This is a genomic window from Enterobacter sp. 22452 (assembly GCF_052045065.1).
Taxonomy (GTDB): Bacteria; Pseudomonadota; Gammaproteobacteria; order Enterobacterales; family Enterobacteriaceae; genus Enterobacter; species Enterobacter mori.
The window spans coordinates 536,129-556,247 of sequence record NZ_JBQEOB010000002.1; the positions used below are offsets into that span (position 1 = coordinate 536,129).

General features: G+C 54.0%; 17 protein-coding genes. 4 read left to right on the top strand and 13 right to left on the bottom strand.

What is annotated here, in order from left to right; translation table 11 throughout:
- Window positions 1-121 precede the first annotated feature (121 nt).
- The 7 genes from hcp to ACTJJA_RS07725 form a co-directional block, all read right to left on the bottom strand.
- Entirely contained in the window at window positions 122-613 is a 492-nt protein-coding gene (hcp, locus tag ACTJJA_RS07695) for a type VI secretion system effector Hcp (protein ID WP_042716788.1), read from the bottom strand.
- A 5-nt stretch (window positions 614-618) separates the two neighbouring features.
- A complete protein-coding gene (locus ACTJJA_RS07700; RefSeq protein ID WP_440667231.1) occupies window positions 619-2,322 on the bottom strand; it encodes an OmpA family protein in 1,704 nt (567 codons plus the stop codon).
- A complete protein-coding gene (tssL, locus tag ACTJJA_RS07705; protein WP_440667233.1) occupies window positions 2,319-3,005 on the bottom strand; it encodes a type VI secretion system protein TssL, short form in 687 nt (228 codons plus the stop codon). Before tssL ends, ACTJJA_RS07700 begins: the two co-directional genes overlap by 4 nt.
- Window positions 3,002-4,342, bottom strand: coding sequence for a type VI secretion system baseplate subunit TssK (gene tssK / locus ACTJJA_RS07710; protein ID WP_440667235.1), 1,341 nt, complete (start codon window positions 4,340-4,342; stop codon window positions 3,002-3,004). The genes tssL and tssK overlap by 4 nt, the downstream gene beginning before the upstream one ends.
- 17 nt (window positions 4,343-4,359) lie before the next feature.
- On the bottom strand, window positions 4,360-5,895 hold the full coding sequence (gene tssC, locus ACTJJA_RS07715) for a type VI secretion system contractile sheath large subunit (protein WP_440667237.1): 1,536 nt from the start codon (window positions 5,893-5,895) through the stop codon (window positions 4,360-4,362).
- A gap of 40 nt (window positions 5,896-5,935) precedes the next feature.
- Complete coding sequence (gene tssB, locus ACTJJA_RS07720) at window positions 5,936-6,427, bottom strand: type VI secretion system contractile sheath small subunit (protein ID WP_440667239.1); 492 nt, start codon at window positions 6,425-6,427, stop codon at window positions 5,936-5,938.
- 712 nt (window positions 6,428-7,139) lie between these two features.
- A complete protein-coding gene (locus ACTJJA_RS07725; protein ID WP_440667241.1) occupies window positions 7,140-8,756 on the bottom strand; it encodes a peptide ABC transporter substrate-binding protein in 1,617 nt (538 codons plus the stop codon).
- 185 nt (window positions 8,757-8,941) lie between these two features.
- Here ACTJJA_RS07725 and mpaA point away from each other — a divergent pair, with 185 nt between their 5' ends.
- Window positions 8,942-9,655, top strand: a complete 714-nt coding sequence (gene mpaA / locus ACTJJA_RS07730) for a murein tripeptide amidase MpaA (RefSeq protein WP_100166174.1) — start codon at window positions 8,942-8,944, stop codon at window positions 9,653-9,655.
- Here the strand turns inward: mpaA and ycjG are convergent.
- Window positions 9,646-10,611, bottom strand: coding sequence for an L-Ala-D/L-Glu epimerase (ycjG, locus tag ACTJJA_RS07735; protein WP_440667243.1), 966 nt, complete (start codon window positions 10,609-10,611; stop codon window positions 9,646-9,648). The genes mpaA and ycjG overlap by 10 nt on opposite strands.
- 106 nt (window positions 10,612-10,717) lie before the next feature.
- On the opposite strand from ycjG, the gene tpx reads away from it, so the two are divergent.
- Window positions 10,718-11,224: a thiol peroxidase gene (tpx, locus tag ACTJJA_RS07740; protein WP_089600823.1), complete on the top strand. Its 507-nt coding sequence runs from the start codon at window positions 10,718-10,720 to the stop codon at window positions 11,222-11,224.
- Window positions 11,225-11,507: 283 nt separating this feature from the next.
- Entirely contained in the window at window positions 11,508-12,716 is a 1,209-nt protein-coding gene (locus ACTJJA_RS07745; RefSeq protein ID WP_440667246.1) for an aldose 1-epimerase family protein, read from the top strand.
- A gap of 38 nt (window positions 12,717-12,754) precedes the next feature.
- Here the strand turns inward: ACTJJA_RS07745 and tyrR are convergent, their stop codons facing one another.
- The 3 genes from tyrR to ACTJJA_RS07760 form a co-directional block, all read right to left on the bottom strand.
- Window positions 12,755-14,296, bottom strand: coding sequence for a transcriptional regulator TyrR (gene tyrR / locus ACTJJA_RS07750; protein WP_440667248.1), 1,542 nt, complete (start codon window positions 14,294-14,296; stop codon window positions 12,755-12,757).
- Window positions 14,297-14,409: 113 nt separating this feature from the next.
- Window positions 14,410-15,462, bottom strand: coding sequence for a TIGR01620 family protein (locus ACTJJA_RS07755; protein ID WP_440667250.1), 1,053 nt, complete (start codon window positions 15,460-15,462; stop codon window positions 14,410-14,412).
- Complete coding sequence (locus ACTJJA_RS07760) at window positions 15,459-16,856, bottom strand: YcjX family protein (protein WP_042714924.1); 1,398 nt, start codon at window positions 16,854-16,856, stop codon at window positions 15,459-15,461. Before ACTJJA_RS07760 ends, ACTJJA_RS07755 begins: the two co-directional genes overlap by 4 nt.
- 153 nt (window positions 16,857-17,009) lie before the next feature.
- Between ACTJJA_RS07760 and ACTJJA_RS07765 the strand changes: the two genes are divergently transcribed.
- Entirely contained in the window at window positions 17,010-18,020 is a 1,011-nt protein-coding gene (locus tag ACTJJA_RS07765; protein ID WP_440667252.1) for a LacI family DNA-binding transcriptional regulator, read from the top strand.
- Window positions 18,021-18,054: 34 nt separating this feature from the next.
- On the opposite strand, the gene ACTJJA_RS07770 is transcribed toward ACTJJA_RS07765, so the two are convergent.
- Entirely contained in the window at window positions 18,055-18,969 is a 915-nt protein-coding gene (locus tag ACTJJA_RS07770; protein ID WP_440667254.1) for an OmpG family monomeric porin, read from the bottom strand.
- Between the two features lie 66 nt (window positions 18,970-19,035).
- Complete coding sequence (locus ACTJJA_RS07775) at window positions 19,036-20,118, bottom strand: ABC transporter ATP-binding protein (protein WP_278435284.1); 1,083 nt, start codon at window positions 20,116-20,118, stop codon at window positions 19,036-19,038.
- Window position 20,119 lies beyond the last annotated feature (1 nt).

The following is a 20,119-nucleotide window of genomic DNA, read 5'->3' on the forward strand; positions in this document are numbered from 1 at the left end:
TCGCTGTTCACCAAAGCGCATCAGGTCAGGCAGGCAGATTGTGTTTTTCTTTGCTCAACACCTGTTTCTCAGGCGCTCAGTAAAGAAAAATGCGGACAGAGAAGCTCTGCCCGCTTGCGACTTACGCGGTGGCGCGTTCGTTCCAGCTGTCGGAATGAATGATGTTGCCGTCCTTGTAGGTCCAGGTGATTTTTTCGTAGCGCAGCTCAATCTGCTCGAGGTGGTTGTGCTTCTCGAACGCCGGATCCTTGATGTCGTGCATCTTCGGATTCACTTTAACCAGCTTCACGTTTTCCAGTTTGGTGTTGAAGTACTCCACTTCCTGACCCGCGTCGTTGATTTTGTACCATTTGAACTCAGCCGACTTCAGTGTCTGGCCTGTGGTCACCGCCTTGTACAGATACGGGCTGGAGGAGTCGATTTCCTTGGTGAACAGGAACGGCGTGTGGATACGGGTGCCGGTTAGCTTGCCGGTGTTGTTGTCGGTCGGGATGTACAGGTTGTGCTCCTGAGCAACAACTTCGATGCTGCCTTCACGGTCCTTCACGTCCACGGAACCTTTGATGTCCGCGCCGCCGTCGTCCTTCAGCCACAGATAAACAGGAATTGCCATGTTAATTACTCCATTTCATTTTTTGACGCGCCATCATCCGATGACGCGGGTGTGTTGCCCGGCAGCTGGCAGGCATTCGCCTGCGGCACCAGACTGATTTCGACACGGCGGTTCAGCGCCCGGCCTTCCGCCGTGTCGTTGGTGGCGACAGGACGGCTTTCGCCGTAGCCCTGCACCGCAAAACAGCTCTCCGGCACGTCGCCGGTATCGCGCATCCAGTCACGCACGGACTCCGCACGCTTAAGGGAGAGCACCTGGTTGGACTGGTCATCCCCCGTGCTGTCGGTATGGCCCGCCACCACAATCAGCCAGCCGGGCTTTGCCTTAATCCCTACCAGCGAGTTCACCAGCAGCTTCACCGAGCCGGGTTTCAGGGCCCATTTGCCGGTATCGAACAGCGACATGCTGTCGAGGCGGATGATTTTTGGCGCGACCTTTTCCACAGGCTTCGGTGGCGGAGGCGGCGGCACATACGAGCGGATCGCTTCCAGCACCGGTATGCGCAGACGTTCCCCCCGATAAAGCCCCAGGCCCAGCCGGGCCGGTACACCATTGCGCGCCTGCTCATCCAGCAGCGCCGCATCCTCGCGCAGCACCTGTACGGCGCTGGCTTTCGGACCGTAATCATCCATGGCGATGCTGTTGTAACGGACAATATCGAAGCTCACGCGTTGCAGCAGCTGGCGATTGTTCCAGCCACTGCTGAGCAGTGCGGCAATGGCCGCCAGCGTGAAGATCCCAAGCGCACAGCGCCAGGTTCGCTCACGCGGCGTCAGACCCCACCCTTCCAGCAGTAATGGCAGAATAAAATCCGGGAACAGGGAAATCACCGTACTGTCCGTTCCCACCGGCTGCCAGCCAGACACCTGCTGCATCGCGGTGTGACGGGAAAGCCATGTCGTCCAGGCCGATGTGGCCAGGCTTCCGGCCAGGATCGGCCCCATTCCCCACAGCACCGCAACAGGTGCAATGACCGGCACATCGGGGTTCTCCTCCATAAAGACGGCCTGGACATGCTGACGGAACCAGTTCATCAGACTGTTCATCAACACCTGCTGCTGCATCGCAGGCGTTCCGCCGGTGGTAACCCATTCAGCAACAGAACCCGGGGCTGTAGATTCACGCCAGACCCTCACGCCTTCACCCGGGAAAACCGCTTGCCAGAACACGTCATTCGTCATCGCGCTGCCGACCTGCCCATTCAGCACCAGCGGCACAGAATGACCGGTTGCTTTACGCAGCTGGCTGATGTGCCAGCGCAGGGTCAGCAGGCGACTGGTCAGGGCTTCGCTGTCAGGGTGCTGCTGCGGACAGACACTGACCATCACCGACAGCTGACGTCCCCAGTCAGGACGTAACCACAGTATCTGACGGGCAGCCTGCGCCAGATCCTGATGATCCTCCACGCGGATCCAGCATCCCTGCGTAACTGTGAGTACCGGTGACTGCTGCGGCCAGGCCAGCGGCAGATCGCCACAAACCAGCACCACGGGCTGACGGTAAGTGGCGTCAGGCAGGTCCTCCAGACGCAGGGTGACATCATGCTGTTCACGGCGACTGGCGACAGTCCGGAATGCCAGGATAAGCCCCAGAACGGTAAACAGAACGAGTACCGAAACCCACCTGGATACCGGCAGAAAACCCAGGCAGAGCACGGTACTTAGCAGGGCGGCCCACAGCGCAAGCCCGCGCTGTTGTAAAGGACTCATTTCACGACTCCCGGCAACAGGGTCTGCAGCGTCTGATCCAGCCAGCGATCCAGCCCCCACCAGAGTGCAGCCACCACCACCACACTCAGGCCGATACGCACGGGCCACGACGACAGCCAGCCCATTTTCCGTCCGGCACGGCTTTCCGCCAGTACGGGGTGAGCCGGTGGATAGCTGAACGGCGTGACATGTTCACTGAGTGCACTGACGAGTTTCTGGCGCTCCGGGTCGCTCAGGGAGCGGAAACCGCCGAGGAACCCCAGCAGCATGACCCGCTGGAAGCAGGTCACGACTGCAGGATCCGGAGCCGGTTCACGCAGCACATCGCACATCCGGTCGCACAGCGTGTCACCGGCGTCCATGGTGCCGAGGAAGTGCCCCTGCAGGGGAATGTCATACCACTGCACGCAGGCATCATCCTCCACACCGCGACCTTTGACCGCCTCATCCAGCAGCGCACATTGTGCGGTGAGAATATGCCGGCAGCTGGCTTCATCGAGTTCGCCCGCTTTCAGCTCACGCTGCACGCGCTCCACATCAGCAATGCAGCGCTCCCAAAGCGTACGCCCTTCCCCATTCTGGAATGTTGGGCCGTGACGCAGGCTGATCACCTGCAGCCAGGTGTCCTGCAGCAGGGCATCAATATCAATGGACGCGGCAGCGCCGCGTTTACGCTCACTCATGTTCTCAGCACCGCAAAGAGTTCCAGTTCAGGCTCGCCGAGCATGCCCGGAACGTAAAACATGCAAGTGCCGCCCTGGAGCATTTCAGTGGCCTGAGGATGAGAGACATCAAGGCTGAAATACTGATTTTCCAGACGTAACGGAATGGCTGCCGGTACATGGCGCAGCGGGGTCAGCGGCACGCCCACCCGCGATGAATTGACGATACTTCTGACATGATCGGGGCTGCCGACCTTGCACTGGCGCGGGAACTGCTCCTGCAGCTGTGCCACCGGCACCGGTGAACGCACGGAGAGGTAGTAATCCGCCCCTTCACGTAGACGCGGGTCATGCAGACGGGCCTGCCAGAAGTGCAGCCGGGCATCGTGCTCAAGCTCAATCGCCACCACCCGCGACGGCAGGCTGGCTTCCAGCAGGTCGCCTAGTAAATCAAACAGCGGCGGGAAAACGTTATTCAGCTGCTCATGCTGCCAGACCGGGATCGCACTCACCTGGTGCTCCAGCGAAAAGGTCAGCAGGCTGCCCGCCAGGCGGGCCAGCTCCGGATACATGCGCTCAGGCGGACTTTTCAGATGTCGCTGAAACTGTCCCAGCACTGGCTCAGCACTGTTCAGGGCATTGAGCAGCCAGAACAGGGACACATCGGCCACGGCAAAATCGGCCATCCGCTCATTGCTTTCCCGGCGCATGGCCATCAGCCGACTCAGGCGTACACGTAGCTGGCTCATCAGCTGTTGGAGCTGAGTTACCAGCCAGCGGCTGCCCTGGATGGCCAGGAGCGGGGGGAGAAACGTCTCATCAGGCTGCCACACTCCCTGCAGATCCTGCTGCAGGCGGGCGACCGGACAGGTCAGGTAATCGCTGTTGTCCTGATGTGCGAAACGCAGCGTCAGCTCCGGGCGTATCACCGCAATCTGGCGGGTATCGTCCCCGAAGGTATTGCGGACGTCCTGCCAGCGCTGGCGATAGCGAACAGGGCGCCCGGCCACCTCATCAGGTTTCAGGCAGTTGCCACCATTCGCCCGCAGCAGCGGAAGCGCCAGAACCACCACCACCTCCTGTGATTCGCTCTCAAGCGCCAGCACCGGCGGCAGATCGTCAGCATTATCCGTGTCGATAAGCGTCCCGTCAGGGAAACGAATGTGAAGATGACGGGCCTGCAGGCGGCACAGTTTCAGTGCATCCGGTTCGAAAGTGGCATCAATCACTCCCCAGGGATGGGAGAGGCCTAACCGGGCAATGCATTCCTCAGTCCAGGCCGCATACGCGGCCTGTTGCTGGAAGTGCTGGGGAGAGACCATCTGGCCCCTGCCCCATAACGGTTGTTCCGTTTTCATTGGCTTCCTGCCTTAGCTTACGCTTTCGCTTTCGGCATCTGGCTCACCAGAGACAGGTTCACGTCCATGCCTTCCACCTGGAAGTGTGGCACCGCGAACAGCTTCACGCGGAAGAAGCCCGGGTTGTCCTCGATATCTTCCACCACCACTTTCGCATCGCGCAGCGGGTGTGAGGCCTGCAGCTCGTCGCCCGGATCGGTCATTTCAGTCACCAGACCACGCACCCAGGTGTTGAGTTCAAGCTCCAGCAGACGTCGATCCTTGGTGGTACCGATGTTTTCGCGCTGAATAAGCTTCAGGTAATGCGCAATGCGCGACAGCAGGAAGATGTATGGCAGACGCGCGTTGATGCGGCTGTTGGCGGTGGCATCCGCGGTATCGTACAACGCCGGTTTCTGGGCAGAGTTAGCCGAGAAGAAGCAGGCATAATCGCGGTTTTTGTAGTACGACAGAGGGATAAAGCCCAGGTTGGCAAATTCAAACTCGCGGGTTTCCGGGATCATCACCTCCGACGGGATTTTCACCTGGTTACCGGTGCCAAGGTCATACAGGTGGATCGGCAGATCTTTCACCGCGCCACCGGCCTGCGGGCCACGGATCTGCACGCACCAGCCATTTTTGATGAAGCTCTTCACCATGTTCGAGGCGAAGGAGAATGACGCACTGGTCCACAAATACTTCTCGTGATCCGGGCCCTTCACCTGCTCGACATAGTTGAAGCTACGCACCGGCACGGTGTCCGGACCGTACGGCAGACGCCCCAGCACGCGCGGCATCACCAGGCCGATATAGCGTGAGTCGTCGGTGTCACGGAAGGATTTCCACTTAATGTACTCAGCGCGATCGAAGTAGTTGCCGATATCTTTAATCGCTGCAACTTCTTCCATGGAGTCTTTCAGGAAGAATTTCGGGCCGACGGCACCGATAAACGGCATGTGTGCAGCAGCAGACACTTTAGAGATGTTGCGCAGCAGCGCCACGTCCTGCGGACTGGCATCGAATTCATAGGAGGAGATCACAGAACCAATTGGCTCTCCGCCAGGGGTGTCATATTCGGCGGTATAGGTGTGCCAGTAGAGTCCGCTCTGAATCAGTTCCGGTGCGTCTTCGAAGTCCTGACGCAGATCGTCTTTCGAGACGTCCAGAATTTCAGTCTTCACGTTCTGGCGGTAGTCAGTGCTGTCCACCAGTTGCTTCAGGCCGCGCCACAGTGATTCCACCTTCTGGAACTCTTGATGGTGCATTACTGCGTCCAATTGGCGACTGATCTGGAAATCCAGCTCAGCGATGTGGTGGTCAATCAGCGTTTTGTCGAGTTTCTCGACCTGCTGGCCGGACTTGCGGATGCAATCCATAAATACCTGCATCGCCGCCGTCAGGCGCTCGCCTGCTGGCGCGTCAGAAAGTGCCGCATCATCCAGAAACGCGTTAATATCACCCAAGCTTGAGGCCGGGGTCAGGTTGATTTTTTCAAACAGGGAGGCGTAAACGCTCTCTTTTGCAAGTACGGTGGTCTGCCCCTGTACGGAGGCGGTTTCAGAATTTACAGACATCAGCATATTCCCGGTTAATCCATTAAATAACGCACGCCGCTTATTTCGGGGCCAGTGCACTCATTTCGTCGCGTAATTCCTGAGACAGCGCCGGGTCTTTAAGAATTTTCTCGAGTTCTTTTCTGAAAGTAGCGTTATCAAGGAGATTAGATTTCAGATCGCGTAATAAATTACGCATCGCCAGCATGGCACGGAGTTGAGGGATCTGACGGGCCACCTGTTCCGGTTCGAAATCTTTAATATCGGAGAAACTCAGCTTCACGTTCTCTTCCGAACCATCCCCTGCCAGCGTATTCTGCACACTAAGGTTTACTTCCGGGTTAAATTCCGAAAGTACGCTATTAAAGTTATTTTTATTGACGTTGATTTTTTCTCTTTCAGATAATGGACGACTTTCTTTGCCATTACTGAAATCACCGATGGTGAGGAGTTTAAGCGGCAGTTCGACTTTCTTCTGTGCGCCACCAGTGTGCAGAGCCAACTTTAAATTTATGCGTGCCTTCGGCACCTCGTTCTGGAACGTATCGGCCATAGCGGTCCCTTTCCTTAAGGAATGTTTGTTGAAAATAACGACGTTTCTTTACAAATCCATATTAGAACAAAACACTACACAAGATCAACTAAACAGATCATAGATCTGATATAAGACTTTTATTAAGAATTTTCATCCATTAACGATTAACACATAACACTACTAAAACGTAAACAACACACTAAACTAACTTTTTACTTACAGAAAGATGGAATTAAAATCCACTAGCGATGGAAACATCCTCTTTATATCAAAGAACACGCAGATTATTGATATAAATCAATGAATGAATACAGCGGTATATGCCCTCATGATTGAGAAATTTCTGAACCCTCAAATTACAGCACGATAATTTTCTTAAAAGCATCAACAATAAAAAAGTCCAATACTGGACAAAAAATAATTCCGAGAACGTAATCAAAATATGTTTATCATTCGCGCCATGAATATATTATTTAGACGAATAATTTTCCAAATAGTAATCGCACCTCAGATACCTGATAGTAATATTTCGTAAGAGTCAACGAAAGGTTTATTCCAATCATGGCGCGATTGTCAATATAAAAACGTCATAATAAGATCCCCCAGACTAAATTGCTGGGTACCATTCGTCGGATGTCGTTGCGGCGGGAGAGTGTCAAATAAAGAAACTGGCGCTGTAAGCGCGCCAGCTCAGGTTTAGCGGTAGTAGCCTCAGGCTAACAGGCACTGATTAGTGCTTTTCGATATACATCGTCCGGCTATAGGCTACGTCTTCGGGGTTATTAATCGGATAACCTTTCACCCACGGCTTGATCAAACGTCCATTGGTATACTGATAAATCGGGGCTATCGGCGCTTTCTCGGTCAGAATTTTTTCCGCCATGTTGTAATCTTCGTTACGCGCTTTCTCAGTGGTTTCAAGCGTCGCCTGGTTGATAATCTTGTCGTAAGCCGGGTCTTTGAAACGGGAAATATTGCCGCTGTGGGTTGAGGTCAGCAGCGAAAGGAACGTCGACGGCTCGTTGTAATCCCCTACCCACGACGCGCGGATCACATCAAAATTACCGGTGTTGCGACTGTCAATGTAGGTTTTCCACTCCTGGTTTTGCAGTTTGACATCCACACCCAGGTTTTTCTTCCACATTGATGCCACGGCGATGGCAATTTTCTGGTGGTTTTCTGATGTGTTGTACAGCAGAGTTAGCTTCAGCGGACGCTGCGGACCGTAACCTGCCGCCTGCAAAAGCGTCCTTGCTTGTGCGTTTAACTCCTGCTGCGACATCTGCTCAAAAGGCGATGTCTCCGGCGTAAAGCCTGCCGTGACGTCAGGAGTGAAATGCCAGGCTGGTTTTTCACCTGTACCCAGCACTTTTTCCGCCATAATACGCCTGTCGATTGTCATGCTCAGCGCGAGGCGTACGCGGGCATCAGCCGTTGGGCCTTTCTGCGTGTTGAACGCATAGTAATAGGTGCCCAGCTGCGGCGGCGTATACACCTGCCCCGGAATATCCTTCAGCAGCTTCTGATACATATTTTTTGGGAACGACTCGGTGATATCAATATCGCCCGCCAGATAACGTTTTGTGGCTGAAGACTCTTGGTTAATGGGCACAAAAGTGACTTTTTTCAGCACCGTTTTGGCGTTATCCCAGTAGTGTTCATTCGGCTCCACCACCAGCTTCTCGTTGACCACACGATCTTTCAGCACATACGCACCGTTCCCCACAAGGCTGCCCGGACGCGTCCACTCTTTACCACTTTCAACATTGGCTTTCTGGACTGGATAAAACGCAAAGTTAGCCGTCAGGTTGCTGAACCAGGGCAGCGGCTTATCCAACTGTACGCGCAACGTTTTGGCATCGACGGCCGTAACGCCAAGTTTATCAGGCGCGGCTTTACCATCGATAATCGCCTGCGCGTTGTTGATACCCGCCAGCGCCGCAAACCACGCAAACGGTGAGGTGGTTTTTGGGTCAACCAGACGCTGCCAGCTGTAGACAAAATCCTGTGCCGTCACGGGCGTGCCGTCAGACCATCGGGCGTTATCTCGCAGCGTGAAGGTCCAGACGCGGTTATCGTTGCTCTGCCAGCGCGTGGCCACGCCGGGGGTCAGTTCCCCTTTTTCATTCTGATTCACCAGGCCTTCATAAAGGTCACGGATCACCTGAATTTCAGGCAAACCTACGGCCTTAGCCGGATCGAGCGAAGCCGGTTCGTCTTTAATGTGTCTCACCAGTTCCTGTTTTTGCGCCAAAACAGTGCCCTGCGGCACATCAGCAGCGTACGAAAGTGAAGAAAGTCCGCACAGCCAGAGTGCAGTACAGAGACGCGAAACAGGATGCTTCATAAGATCCCCTTGATTGAATTCAGATAACCAGCAGATGCGTAATTATTTGTTTCACAAATGAGAAAAGCAAATACCTTCATCCGGAAAGTTGATATCTGGCAATTTTCTGCGAACACGGAAACTATTTGATAAACAGCAAGTTTTGCACAACACTGCCAGTAGAGACATTTTTATCAGGATTTCGTATGACAATCACCCGACCAAGAGCACAACGTGGTGCTTTTCCGCCTGGCGCTGAGCAATATGGCCGTTCTTTTTTTGGTGCATCTTTGATCTGGTTTCCTGCCCCGGAGGCGGATCGTAACAGCGGTCTGATCATTGCCGGTACGCACGGCGATGAGAATTCATCCATTGTCACGCTGTCGTGCGCGCTGAGGACACTGACACCCGAACTGCGGCGTCATCACGTGATTTTGACCGTCAATCCGGATGGCTGTCAGCTTGGGTTGCGTGCCAATGCGAGGGGGATTGACTTAAACCGCAATTTTCCGGCAGCAAACTGGCGCGCCGGTGAGACGGTGTATCGCTGGAACAGCTCCGCTGAAGAGCGCGATGTGGTCCTGTTGACGGGAGACACCCCCGGCTCGGAGCCGGAGACGCAGGCGTTATGCCAACTCATTCATAAGATCCACCCGGCCTGGGTTGTCTCGTTCCATGATCCGCTGGCCTGTATCGAAGATCCGCGCCATACGGCGCTGGGTCAGTGGCTGGCTGAGGCATTTGCCCTTCCGCTAGTGACCAGCGTGGGTTACGAAACACCAGGCTCGTTCGGCAGCTGGTGCGCTGACCTGGGGTTGCATTGTATCACCGCAGAATTCCCGCCTATCTCGTCTGATGAAGCCAGCGAAAAGTATCTCAAAGCGATGACAGAACTTCTGCGGTGGGAACCTCAGAGATGAAGCACGCCCGTGGTAAAATTCAGCGCGGGTGAGACGTCAACCGCCAGCCATGTTGGGCCATCCAGGTCGGCAAAACGCACTTGATTTGCCAGCGGTAGCGCAGCGCCAATCGCCCGGGATGTGCACAACATGCATCCCAGCATGAGGGTAAATCCCTGCTCCTGCGCCGCTTTTGCCAGCGCAAGCGCTTCGGTTAATCCGCCCGTTTTGTCGAGCTTAATATTAACCATCTCATAGCGGCCTTTAAGGCTGTCCAGGCTGTCGCGGGTGTGACAACTTTCATCTGCACAGACAGGAAGTGGATGAATGAAATTCGCCAGGGCGGCATCCTCATGCGCCGGTAAAGGCTGTTCGAGCATGGCAACGTCAAGATCGGCCAGCAGCTGGCAACGTGCAGCCAGTCCCTCGCTATGCCAGGATTCATTCGCATCCACAATCAGCGTTGCCTGCGGCACTGCCGCACGAATGACAACCATCCGTTCACTGATTAATCGATCGTCGAGCTTAACCTTCAATAACCTTGCTCCAGCGTCATAAAGCGCTTTCGCACTGGCAGCCATCTGTTCTGGTTCACCGATAACGACCGTCTGCGCGGTCACCACCGCACCCGGCAACGTAATCCCCAGGTGCGAGGGCAAGGTTGTCTGCTGCTGCGCAGCCTCCAGGCTCCACAGTGCGCAGTCAATCGCGTTGCGCGCTGCCCCGGCGGGCAGTCGCTGTTGTAACGCCTCGCGGGTAAGACCCGTTTGCAGATCGGGCACCAGGGTCATGATCTGGGCCATCACCGAAGCAAGGCTCTCGCCGTAACGAGGATAAGGCGTGCATTCACCTACCCCCTTAATGCCCTCCTCCTCTATTTCGACCACCACGACGCAGGCTTCACTGCGACTGCCGCGGGAGATCACAAACGGGGTATGCAATGGCCAGGCTTCTTCATAAACCTTTACGCTTCTCATCACTGACTCCTTGCAGCCGGTAAGGCATAAAAATTGGTTTGCCGTGTTATCCGCGGATGGCATACACTAGCCCCGACGTTAACTATATGTAAACAGGAAGATATCTATGTCACAACTCGTTCATTTCCAGGGCAACCCGGTCACTGTTGCAGGTGCCATTCCGCAGGTGGGTAACAAGGCGCAGGCTTTTACGCTGGTGGCTAAAGATCTGTCTGACGTCACGTTGAGCCAGTTTGCTGGCAAGCGCAAAGTCCTGAACATTTTCCCAAGCATCGATACCGGCGTTTGTGCCGCATCCGTGCGTAAATTCAACCAACTGGCAACAGAAATGGACAACACCGTGGTGCTGTGCATTTCCGCTGACCTGCCGTTTGCCCAGTCTCGCTTCTGCGGTGCTGAAGGTCTGAGCAACGTCATTACCCTTTCTACCCTGCGCAGCCCTGATTTCCTCGAGAAATACGGCGTTGGCATTTCTGAAGGCGCCCTGAAAGGCCTGGCGGCACGTGCGGTTCTGGTCATTGACGAAAACGACAACGTTGTTTTCAGCGAACTGGTAAACGAAATCACCACCGAGCCGGATTACACTGCTGCGCTGGACGCCCTGAAAGCATAATGATTGCTTAGCATTCTATAAAGTTTAGCATTGTCCTGAAACCTCGCGTCGGCGGGGTTTTTTATTGCCAGAATTGCTGAATCGTTAAGGCATAAATACTTTTGCCTCACACTTCTCATGTAAATATTGTTTAGGAGACAAACAAACAAGAGAGTCAAATCTCATTTTTCAGGTAAAAAAGCCGTTATTTTCTCACCAGTGAACCGCATCACATTTCCCCTCCCCTCTAAATATTAGATTTGCTGACGTATTCAAATAATCGTTTCAGCAAAAAGGGATAAATATGAAAATTAAACTGGCGTTGACGGTGGTTGCAGTACTGATTTCGGGTCATGTCTCGGCAAAAACATGGGTGCTGACAAGCGCTGAAAGCGGTGTGGAAAAAGGAAACTGGCGAATTTCGAGTGATGAGCTGAACGCTAAAGGGCCGGACTTCAGCATCGAACAAAAAGTTCTCCACGGCGGTAAGCAGGAAGGCAGCAAAATCATTGTTATTAGCAGTAAAAGTGGCCTGACAATAACGTTGAGTCCAACCCGTGGTATGAATTTACTGCGTGTGGAGGGTTTTGGGTCAAAACTGGGCTGGAACTCCCCGGTTAAAGAGGTCGTTAACCCGGCATTTATCAATCTGGAAAGTCGAAATGGACTCGGCTGGCTGGAAGGTTTCAACGAAATGATGGTTCGCTGCGGCTATGAGTGGACAGGCCACCCGGTAACAGCGGACGGGCAGATTTACACGCTGCACGGTAAGGCGGGGAATACGCCGGTATCTCAGGTTGAAGTCGAGGTGGCTGATGCTGCACCGCATGAAATCCGCATTCGCGGTCTGATTAAAGAGAGCACCTTCAAAAAAGCCGACCTGCAAACGATGACCGAACTGCGTTATGTTCCCGGAAGCAACCAGTTCATCCTGCATGATGTCCTGACCAACCATGCTGACTACCCGCACGACTATCAAATCATCTACCACAGCAACTTTGGCACGCCGATCCTTGAAGAAGGCGCTCGCTTCCTGGCTCCGGCCGCCAGCGTGAGTCCTTTTAACGATTACGCCAAAGCGGGTCTGAACGGCTGGCAAACCTATGCCGGTCCGACAAAAGGGTTTGATGAGATGGTCTTTAATATCACGCCGCTGGCTGACAAAGATCGCCAGACCCTTGCTGCGGTGGTCAACAAAGCGGGTGATAAAGGGGCATCAATTCAGTTTGATACTCGCCAGTTGCCGGTTCTGACGTTGTGGAAAAATACCGACACGTTGAAGCAAGGCTATGTCACGGGTATTGAACCCGGTACCAGCTACGCCTACCCGGTCACGATTGAACGCGAGCAGAAACGCGTGAAGCAGCTGGAACCTGGCGCAAGCACCCAGTTCGATCTCACCTATACCCTGCTTCATAACCAGGATCAGGTGAAAGAGGTGGAGAACAGGATCGCGGCGATTCAGGGTGAAACAATACCAGACCTCGTTGCCACCCCAATCGCGAAGGAATAAGTGGATATTCAAAAGCCTCCCTGCGGAGGCTTTTGCTTTTATTCGTCGCCTTTCTTATGGTTCAGCCCATACTCACGCAGCTTATTCGCAATCGCGGTATGTGACACCCCAAGCCGCTTGGCCAGCTTGCGTGTGCTTGGATAGCTACGATACAGCTGCGTCAGCACAGAGCGCTCAAAACGACTGGTGATATCGTCGAGCGAGCCTTCCATCGCCTCTTCACCTACCGACACCGTCCCGGCATCGTAATCCGGCAACAGGATATCCTGAGGCCGCAGCTCGTATCCTTCCAGTTGAGTCAACGCGCGATACACGGCGTTCTTCAACTGACGAATATTGCCCGGCCAGCCGTAGCGCGTCAGCACCGTGCCCAGATCTGCAGAAAGCTTCGGACGCGGCACCCCCTGCTCATCCGCAAAACGGGCCACAAACAGCTCCGTCAGCGGGATGATGTCTTGCGGACAATCGCGCAGCGGCGGGATGTTAAGCGTCAGCACGTTCAGACGATAATAGAGATCTTCCCTGAATACCCCCTTTTGCACCAGCTCCACCAGGTTTTTCTGGGTGGCGCAAATAACGCGAACGTCGACGTGGACTTCATGGTCCTCACCCACGCGACGGAAGGTTCCGTCGTTCAGGAAGCGCAGCAGCTTGGTCTGCATCCGTGCAGACATCTCGCCGATTTCGTCCAGCAGGACCGAACCGCCGTTGGCCTGTTCGAAGAATCCTTTTTTCCCTTCCGGCGCATGGCCAAACAGTTCACTTTCAACGGCATCTTCAGGGATCGATGCGCAGTTCAGTGCCAGGTAAGGTTTTGCCGCCCGCGGGCTGGCCATATGTACGGCATGCGCGAGTAAATCTTTCCCGGTTCCCGTGTCCCCCGTTATCAGCAAGGGTGCCGTCAAACTGGCAAGCTTACGTGCCTGATCGACCACATGACGCATTTTCGGGCTCACGGCAATAATCTGGCTGAATGCGCCGACGTCCTGGCTGGAAATATTCTGCAGTTGGCGTCCCATACGGACGGTGGAACGCAGCATGATCACGGCCCCCGTGAGGACACGACTGTCGTTTTCCCCTTTCAGGTAGACAGGCGTGATCTCCATCAGGAAATTTTGCCCGTTAATGACGACATGTTCGCTGTGGGTGTTTTGCGGGTTACTGTCCAGCCAACGCTGGAAGTTAAAGCCGGGGATCAACTGCGTAGCGTGATGATTGCTGAGTTTCTCCTGACTCTGCGCAAAAAGCTGGCAGCTCGCCAGATTCACGCGCTCAACTTTACTTTTCAAGTCGAGAGACAAGAAAGGTTCAGGCATGGCTTCCAGCAGCGCGCTCAGCGCCAGGTGCTCTCGCTCTGACGGCATCCAGGGGATGGTACGGACATCCGTAACGCCAGCGATACGGCGGATTTCCCCCATCAGGCTACTGAAGGTGTTGAATTCAATTTCGGCAAAATTGAGGTAAATTCGCCCGACAGGATCGATCTCAATGCCACGTAAATCAATGCTACGTAAAACAAGAAGATCGAGTAACTCGCGGGTCAGACCGAGACGGTCCTCACAAAAGACTTCCAGACGCATGGGAAATTCACCATTCTTAGCCATTAACGCTAAAATGATATGTCAGATCACGGTATTCTGGAAGGTGGCTGTCAACAAATATTGACAGCCAGCACGAATAGTAAACAAAGCCTTTACGGGGTCGGTTTCTTATTGAGCGTATCTTTCAGTTGCCCAATGAGCTCACGACGGAAATCGCCCAGACGAGGCTTATCACCATCGATCCAGGGCAGCGGACGGCATACTTCCATCGCTTTGATCCCCAAACGAGCAGTCAGCAAACCGGCACCAATCCCCTGAGCAGCACGTGCGGACAGACGCGCCGCCAGATCTTGTGACATCCAGTCCATACCCACTTCACGAACCAGCTCGCTGGCACCGGCAAACGCGATATTCAGCAGCACCAGCTTGAACAGCCGCAGACGGCTGTAATAGCCCAGTTCGATGCCGTACAGATTTGCAATACGGTTAATCAAACGCAGGTTACGCCAGGCGATAAATGCCATATCCACCAGCGCCAGCGGGCTGACGGCAATCATCAGCGTGGACTCCGCCGCCGAACGGCTGATTTCACGTCGCGCCTGCGCATCCAGCACCGGCTGCACCAGGTGGGAATAAAGCGTCACCACTTCACGATCGTTCTGAGTCTCATGAATGGCGGCATACCAGCGCTGAAGCGCCGGGTGCGACTTGTCTATACCGGCCTGTGCGGCCAGTTTCTCACAAAAGTCCCGGCCCTTTCCCGTACCGTGGCTGTGAAGCAGATCCCGGGCGATATCTCGCTCGTGCGCGCGCTGTCGTAAACGCCACAGACGCCGCCACTCGGTAGCAACCGACCCGACACCCGCCCCCACAATCAGCGCACCCGCAGCGCATCCACCCAGCGCAACCCAGTCCTGGGTTTGCCAGGCGTTGATCGTCCACTGAACACCCTGACCCACCACGCTTACGCCAAATAACGCCAGCCCGGCAGTGACCATCTTCCGCCACAGGCTACGTTTCGGGCGTAAGGCCGCTTCAACCACCGCTTCAGCCGGACCGTCCTCGACGCTGGGCTCTTCAGTCAGCACTGGAGCAAAGTTATCAGCCTGCGCGCCGTTAAAGGTTTGCGCCGTTTTAAACGCCTCCTGATGCTCTTTCTCAAGCGTCCCGGTAAAGTCAATGCGCGGTTTTAACGGTTCCGTCATCGCAATTTATCTCCAATCAAAAATTCCAGAGCCGCATCCAGACGAATGTGCGGTAACGGCCGATCGACGCTCATGGTTTGTGGCCGGAAGGCTTCGAACTGGAAGCCCTGGTTTTGCCAAAATGCCTGCCCCGGCAGACGAGCCGGTACCTCCCCCGGATAGACGGTCAACGGTTCACCGTCGCTGAGACGGTTGCCCCGCAGTGCAGGGATCTTTTCGCCATTAACGTCTATCAACCCGCTCTGTGTCGCCTGTACCGAGGCCAGCCCGAGGCAGTCCATACCGATCCCTTCAAACGCAGCGTTCTGCCAGGCATCCTGCACCAGCTGCTGCAGCAGCGAGACCAAATTGGCATGCTGATCGACCGTCACGTGGTCGGCCTTGGTGGCGGCAAAGAGCAGTTTATCGATCACCGGCGAGAACAGACGGCGGAACAGCGTGCGCTGTCCATAATGAAAACTTTGCATCAGTTGCGTCAGCGCAAGGCGCATATCGTTAAACGCCTGCGGTCCGCTGTTGAGCGGCTGAAGGCAGTCCACCAGCACGATCTGGCGGTCGAAACGTAAAAAATGATTTTTATAGAAACCTTTAACCACTTTTTCGCAGTAGTAATTGTAGCGCTCGCGCAGCATCCCGGCGTTGGTGTGCTTGTCCGCTTGCGCCAGCTTTGATTCCCCGTATGCATCCACATCCGGCCAGGGGAAGAACTGCAGTGCGGGTGCCCCCGCTAAGTCTCCCGGCAGAACAAAACGACCTGGCTGGATGAAATGCAGCCCTTCCTGTTTGCACTGATGCAAATACGCCGTCCAGGCCTCGGCAATCGTTGCCAGCCGGTTTTCATCCGCAGGGGCCAGGGGATCTAACCCCTCGCACAGCTGTCGCCATTTTGCCGACCACCCGGCACGTTGCCCCTGCAATAATCCCGTCATCTGGCGGGACCACGTCAGATAATCCTGGGCCAGCATTGGCAAATCAAGCAGCCACTCACCAGGGTAATCCACAATTTCCAGATAGAGCGTCGACGTATCCTTGAAGTGGCGCATGAGAGATTCATTGGAGCGAAAACGGAGCGCAAGGCGAATTTCACTCACGCCGCGCGTCGGCGTCGGCCACGTCGGCGGGTCGCCATAAAGCTGTGCCAGCCCTTCATCATAGGTAAAACGAGGAATGCCGAAGTCGCGCTGTGGCACGCGCTTAACGCCCAGCAAACGCTCTTCGCGCACGGCGCTTAGCAGCGGCAGCCGTGCACCGGCGTGCAGATTCAGCAGTTGGTTCACCATCGCCGTGATGAACGCCGTTTTGCCGCTGCGGCTGAGTCCCGTCACCGCCAGACGCAGATGGCGATCCACACCGCGGTTCACCAGAGAGTTGAGTTCGTTTTTAAGTCGCTTCATCGCCGTCCTTCATTGCGTGGAAACCTGAAATGCATGGCTTCAGAATACAATAAATGGGGGCAGATCGTTGATTATCAATTCTTATTTATTGCTATTGCCGTTTTCTCTCCAGTAAGATGAACGGCATTGCTGTTTGTCTGGAGTGAGAGGTGTATGTCACCCACTATCTATGATATCGCCCGGGTTGCTGGCGTTTCAAAATCAACCGTGTCGCGCGTTCTGAATAAACAAACGAATATTTCTCCTGAAGCGCGTGACAAAGTGTTGAAGGCGATTGACGAATTAAATTATCAGCCCAACAAACTTGCCCGCGCCCTGACCTCTTCTGGCTTCGACGCCATTATGGTAATTTCAACGCGTTCAACCAAAACGACTGCCGGTAACCCTTTTTTCTCTGATGTACTTCATACCATTACGGCAAAAGCTGAAGAAGAAGGTTTTGACGTTATTTTGCAGACGTCTAAAAGCAGTGAAGACGACCTGCTAAAATGTGTGAATAAAATAAAGCAGAAAATGATTAAAGGGATCATTATGCTGAGTTCACCGGCCGATGAATCTTTTTTTACTACCCTGGATGCGTATGGCGTACCGGTAGTTGTCATCGGTAAAGTGGAAGGCGATTTTACGAATATTTACTCCGTCGACACGGATAATTTTCATGACAGCGCCACGCTAACAGATAATTTTATTAAAAACGGACGGCATAAAATTGCCTGCCTGCATGCACCGCTTGATTATCATGTTTCTATCGATCGTCTTTCAGGCTATAAAGCCAGTCTGGAAAAGAATAACATTGCTATTAATCCAGACTGGATCATTGATGGCGGGTATACACACGAGAGCGCGCTTACTGCGGCCATTCAATTATTGTCCTCGCCCACGCCGCCTGACGCGGTATTTGCGACTGACAGCATGAAGTTACTTGGTCTTTATCGCGCGGCGGATGAGTTAAACCTGATGATCCCAGAGCAGGTTGTGGTTGCGGGATACAGCGATCCGATGCTGTCACTCATTCTCACGCCTGCACCTGGAGGCTTTGATATTCCTACCCGCAAGCTGGGCGAAGAGAGTTGCGATCTGCTATTTAAGCGTATCGCCGGTCATCCTGCGCCACAAAAGGTACTCGTTGATACCCATTTTTCACTTGCAGCCTCCCTACGGTAATACCAGGGGCGGTTAGCCCCTGGCATTGTGTCGATCAAAATGCGTAATTCACGCCAACGCCCGCATAGTGGAAGCGGTCGCTGTCACCTTCATCATGGTTTTCCCACTCATAGGCGTATTCCAGCGTCATGGATAAACCATTGTTGAAATCGTAAGCGTAGAGGAGACCGAGTCGGTTGAAATCGTGTCCTTCTCGCTCAGGATCGTCCTGCCAGTCCCAGTTCGACCAGCGATCAAGCCCAAGGCGGGTATAAGGCGTAAGCGTCGTCTGGCCTAATGAAATGGGCAGATACGCACGAATTTCCTGCGTCGAAAACTCGCCGTTATCACGTGAACTGTCCATATTGAAACCGCGCTCTAAATAGTAATTCACTTTAGCCGCAAAGGTTTCGTTGATGGTCCAGGTAAAGCCCGTTTCGGTTTCGACACGGCTGTCAGAATACCCTGTTTTTTCCAGGTCATTGGCAAACTGATACATGGCAAACCAGCCGCCAAAACGCCAGTCATCGGTTAATTTAATATCCCAGTCAGGCTGAATTTTATAGCGCTGCATATTAGCGCTACCGTCTTTCGCCCCCTTTTCATCTTTGAAGTGATATCCATAATTACGGAAACCACCCGTCAGGCCGAGTGTGAAATCATCCGTTCCAATAAAGCGATAGCGCAATTCTAATTCAGGACGGTCGAAATAGGTTCCACGGGTCATACTGCTGTAATCAACCGGCCCTTCCTGATACATCGCCATCGAAATTGTCCACGCATCCCAGGTGGCGTTAAACCAGACGGAGGGTTCATACAGACCATCTTTATCGTCGCCCTGACCTTCTACGTTTTCAATTTCATACATTGCACCGATATTAAACGCCCAGTGTTTTGATGTTTCTTCGGCTTGCGCGCAGCTAACCCCTGCGCACAGCACGAGCGCAGCACTTCGTAGTAGAGTACTCATTAAAATATTCCTTTATAATTAACAAACAAAAAAACCGGAAATTTGCATTTCCGGCAAACACCTTTCTTATCTAATAGCCGCTTCGGTATCCGCGTCGAAGAAATGGCACTTATTCATATCAAACTGGATGCCGATAGTGTCTCCGGCAACGTAGTCATTGGCCGCACCCGCCCGAACAACCAGTTCATGCCCACCGACAGTGGCATAAAGCATAAACTCCGCACCCGTCAACTCGGCTACGCTCACTTTCGCGGCGATGTCTTCCCCCTGGCGCTGAAGCGTCAGAATATCTTCCGGTCGGATCCCAAACACCACGGCTTTACGCTGATAGCCAGCAGCGTTCAGTGCCGCAAGCTTCTCTTCCGGGATTTCCAGACGCAGTGTTTCCGTCACAAAATAACGGTCGTCTAACGCCCCGCGAATGAAGTTCATGGCGGGTGAACCAATGAACCCGGCGACAAACATATTCGCGGGCTCGTTATACACCTGCTTAGGTGCCCCCACCTGCTGAATGAAGCCGTCCTTCAAAATTACGATGCGTGTGGCCATCGTCATCGCTTCCGTCTGATCGTGGGTCACGTAAATCATCGTGGTATTGAGTTTCTGGTGCAGCTTGCTGATTTCTGCGCGCATCTGCACGCGAAGCTTGGCGTCGAGATTGGAGAGTGGTTCATCCATCAGGAAGACACCGGCTTCACGCACTATCGCCCTGCCTAATGCCACACGCTGCCGCTGGCCGCCGGACAACGCGCCAGGTTTACGCTTGAGATACTCACGCAATCCGAGGATTTGAGCTGCCCAGTTAACGCGCTCTTCAATAACCGCAGGCGCAATTTTTTGCATCTTCAGGCCAAACGCCATGTTGTCGTAGACCGTCATATGCGGATAAAGCGCATAGTTCTGAAAAACCATCGCGATATCGCGAGACTTGGCGGGGACATCGTTCATGCAGACGCCGTCTATCACCAGTTCACCAGCGCTGATCTCCTCCAGTCCGGCGATCATGCGCAGCGTCGTCGATTTACCGCATCCAGATGGCCCGACGAAGACGATGAACTCCTTGTCCTCAATTTCGAGGTTGAAATCCTTCACCACGTGGACCTGGTTATCGTAGATTTTCTGAATGTGTTTCAGAGACAGTTGAGCCATT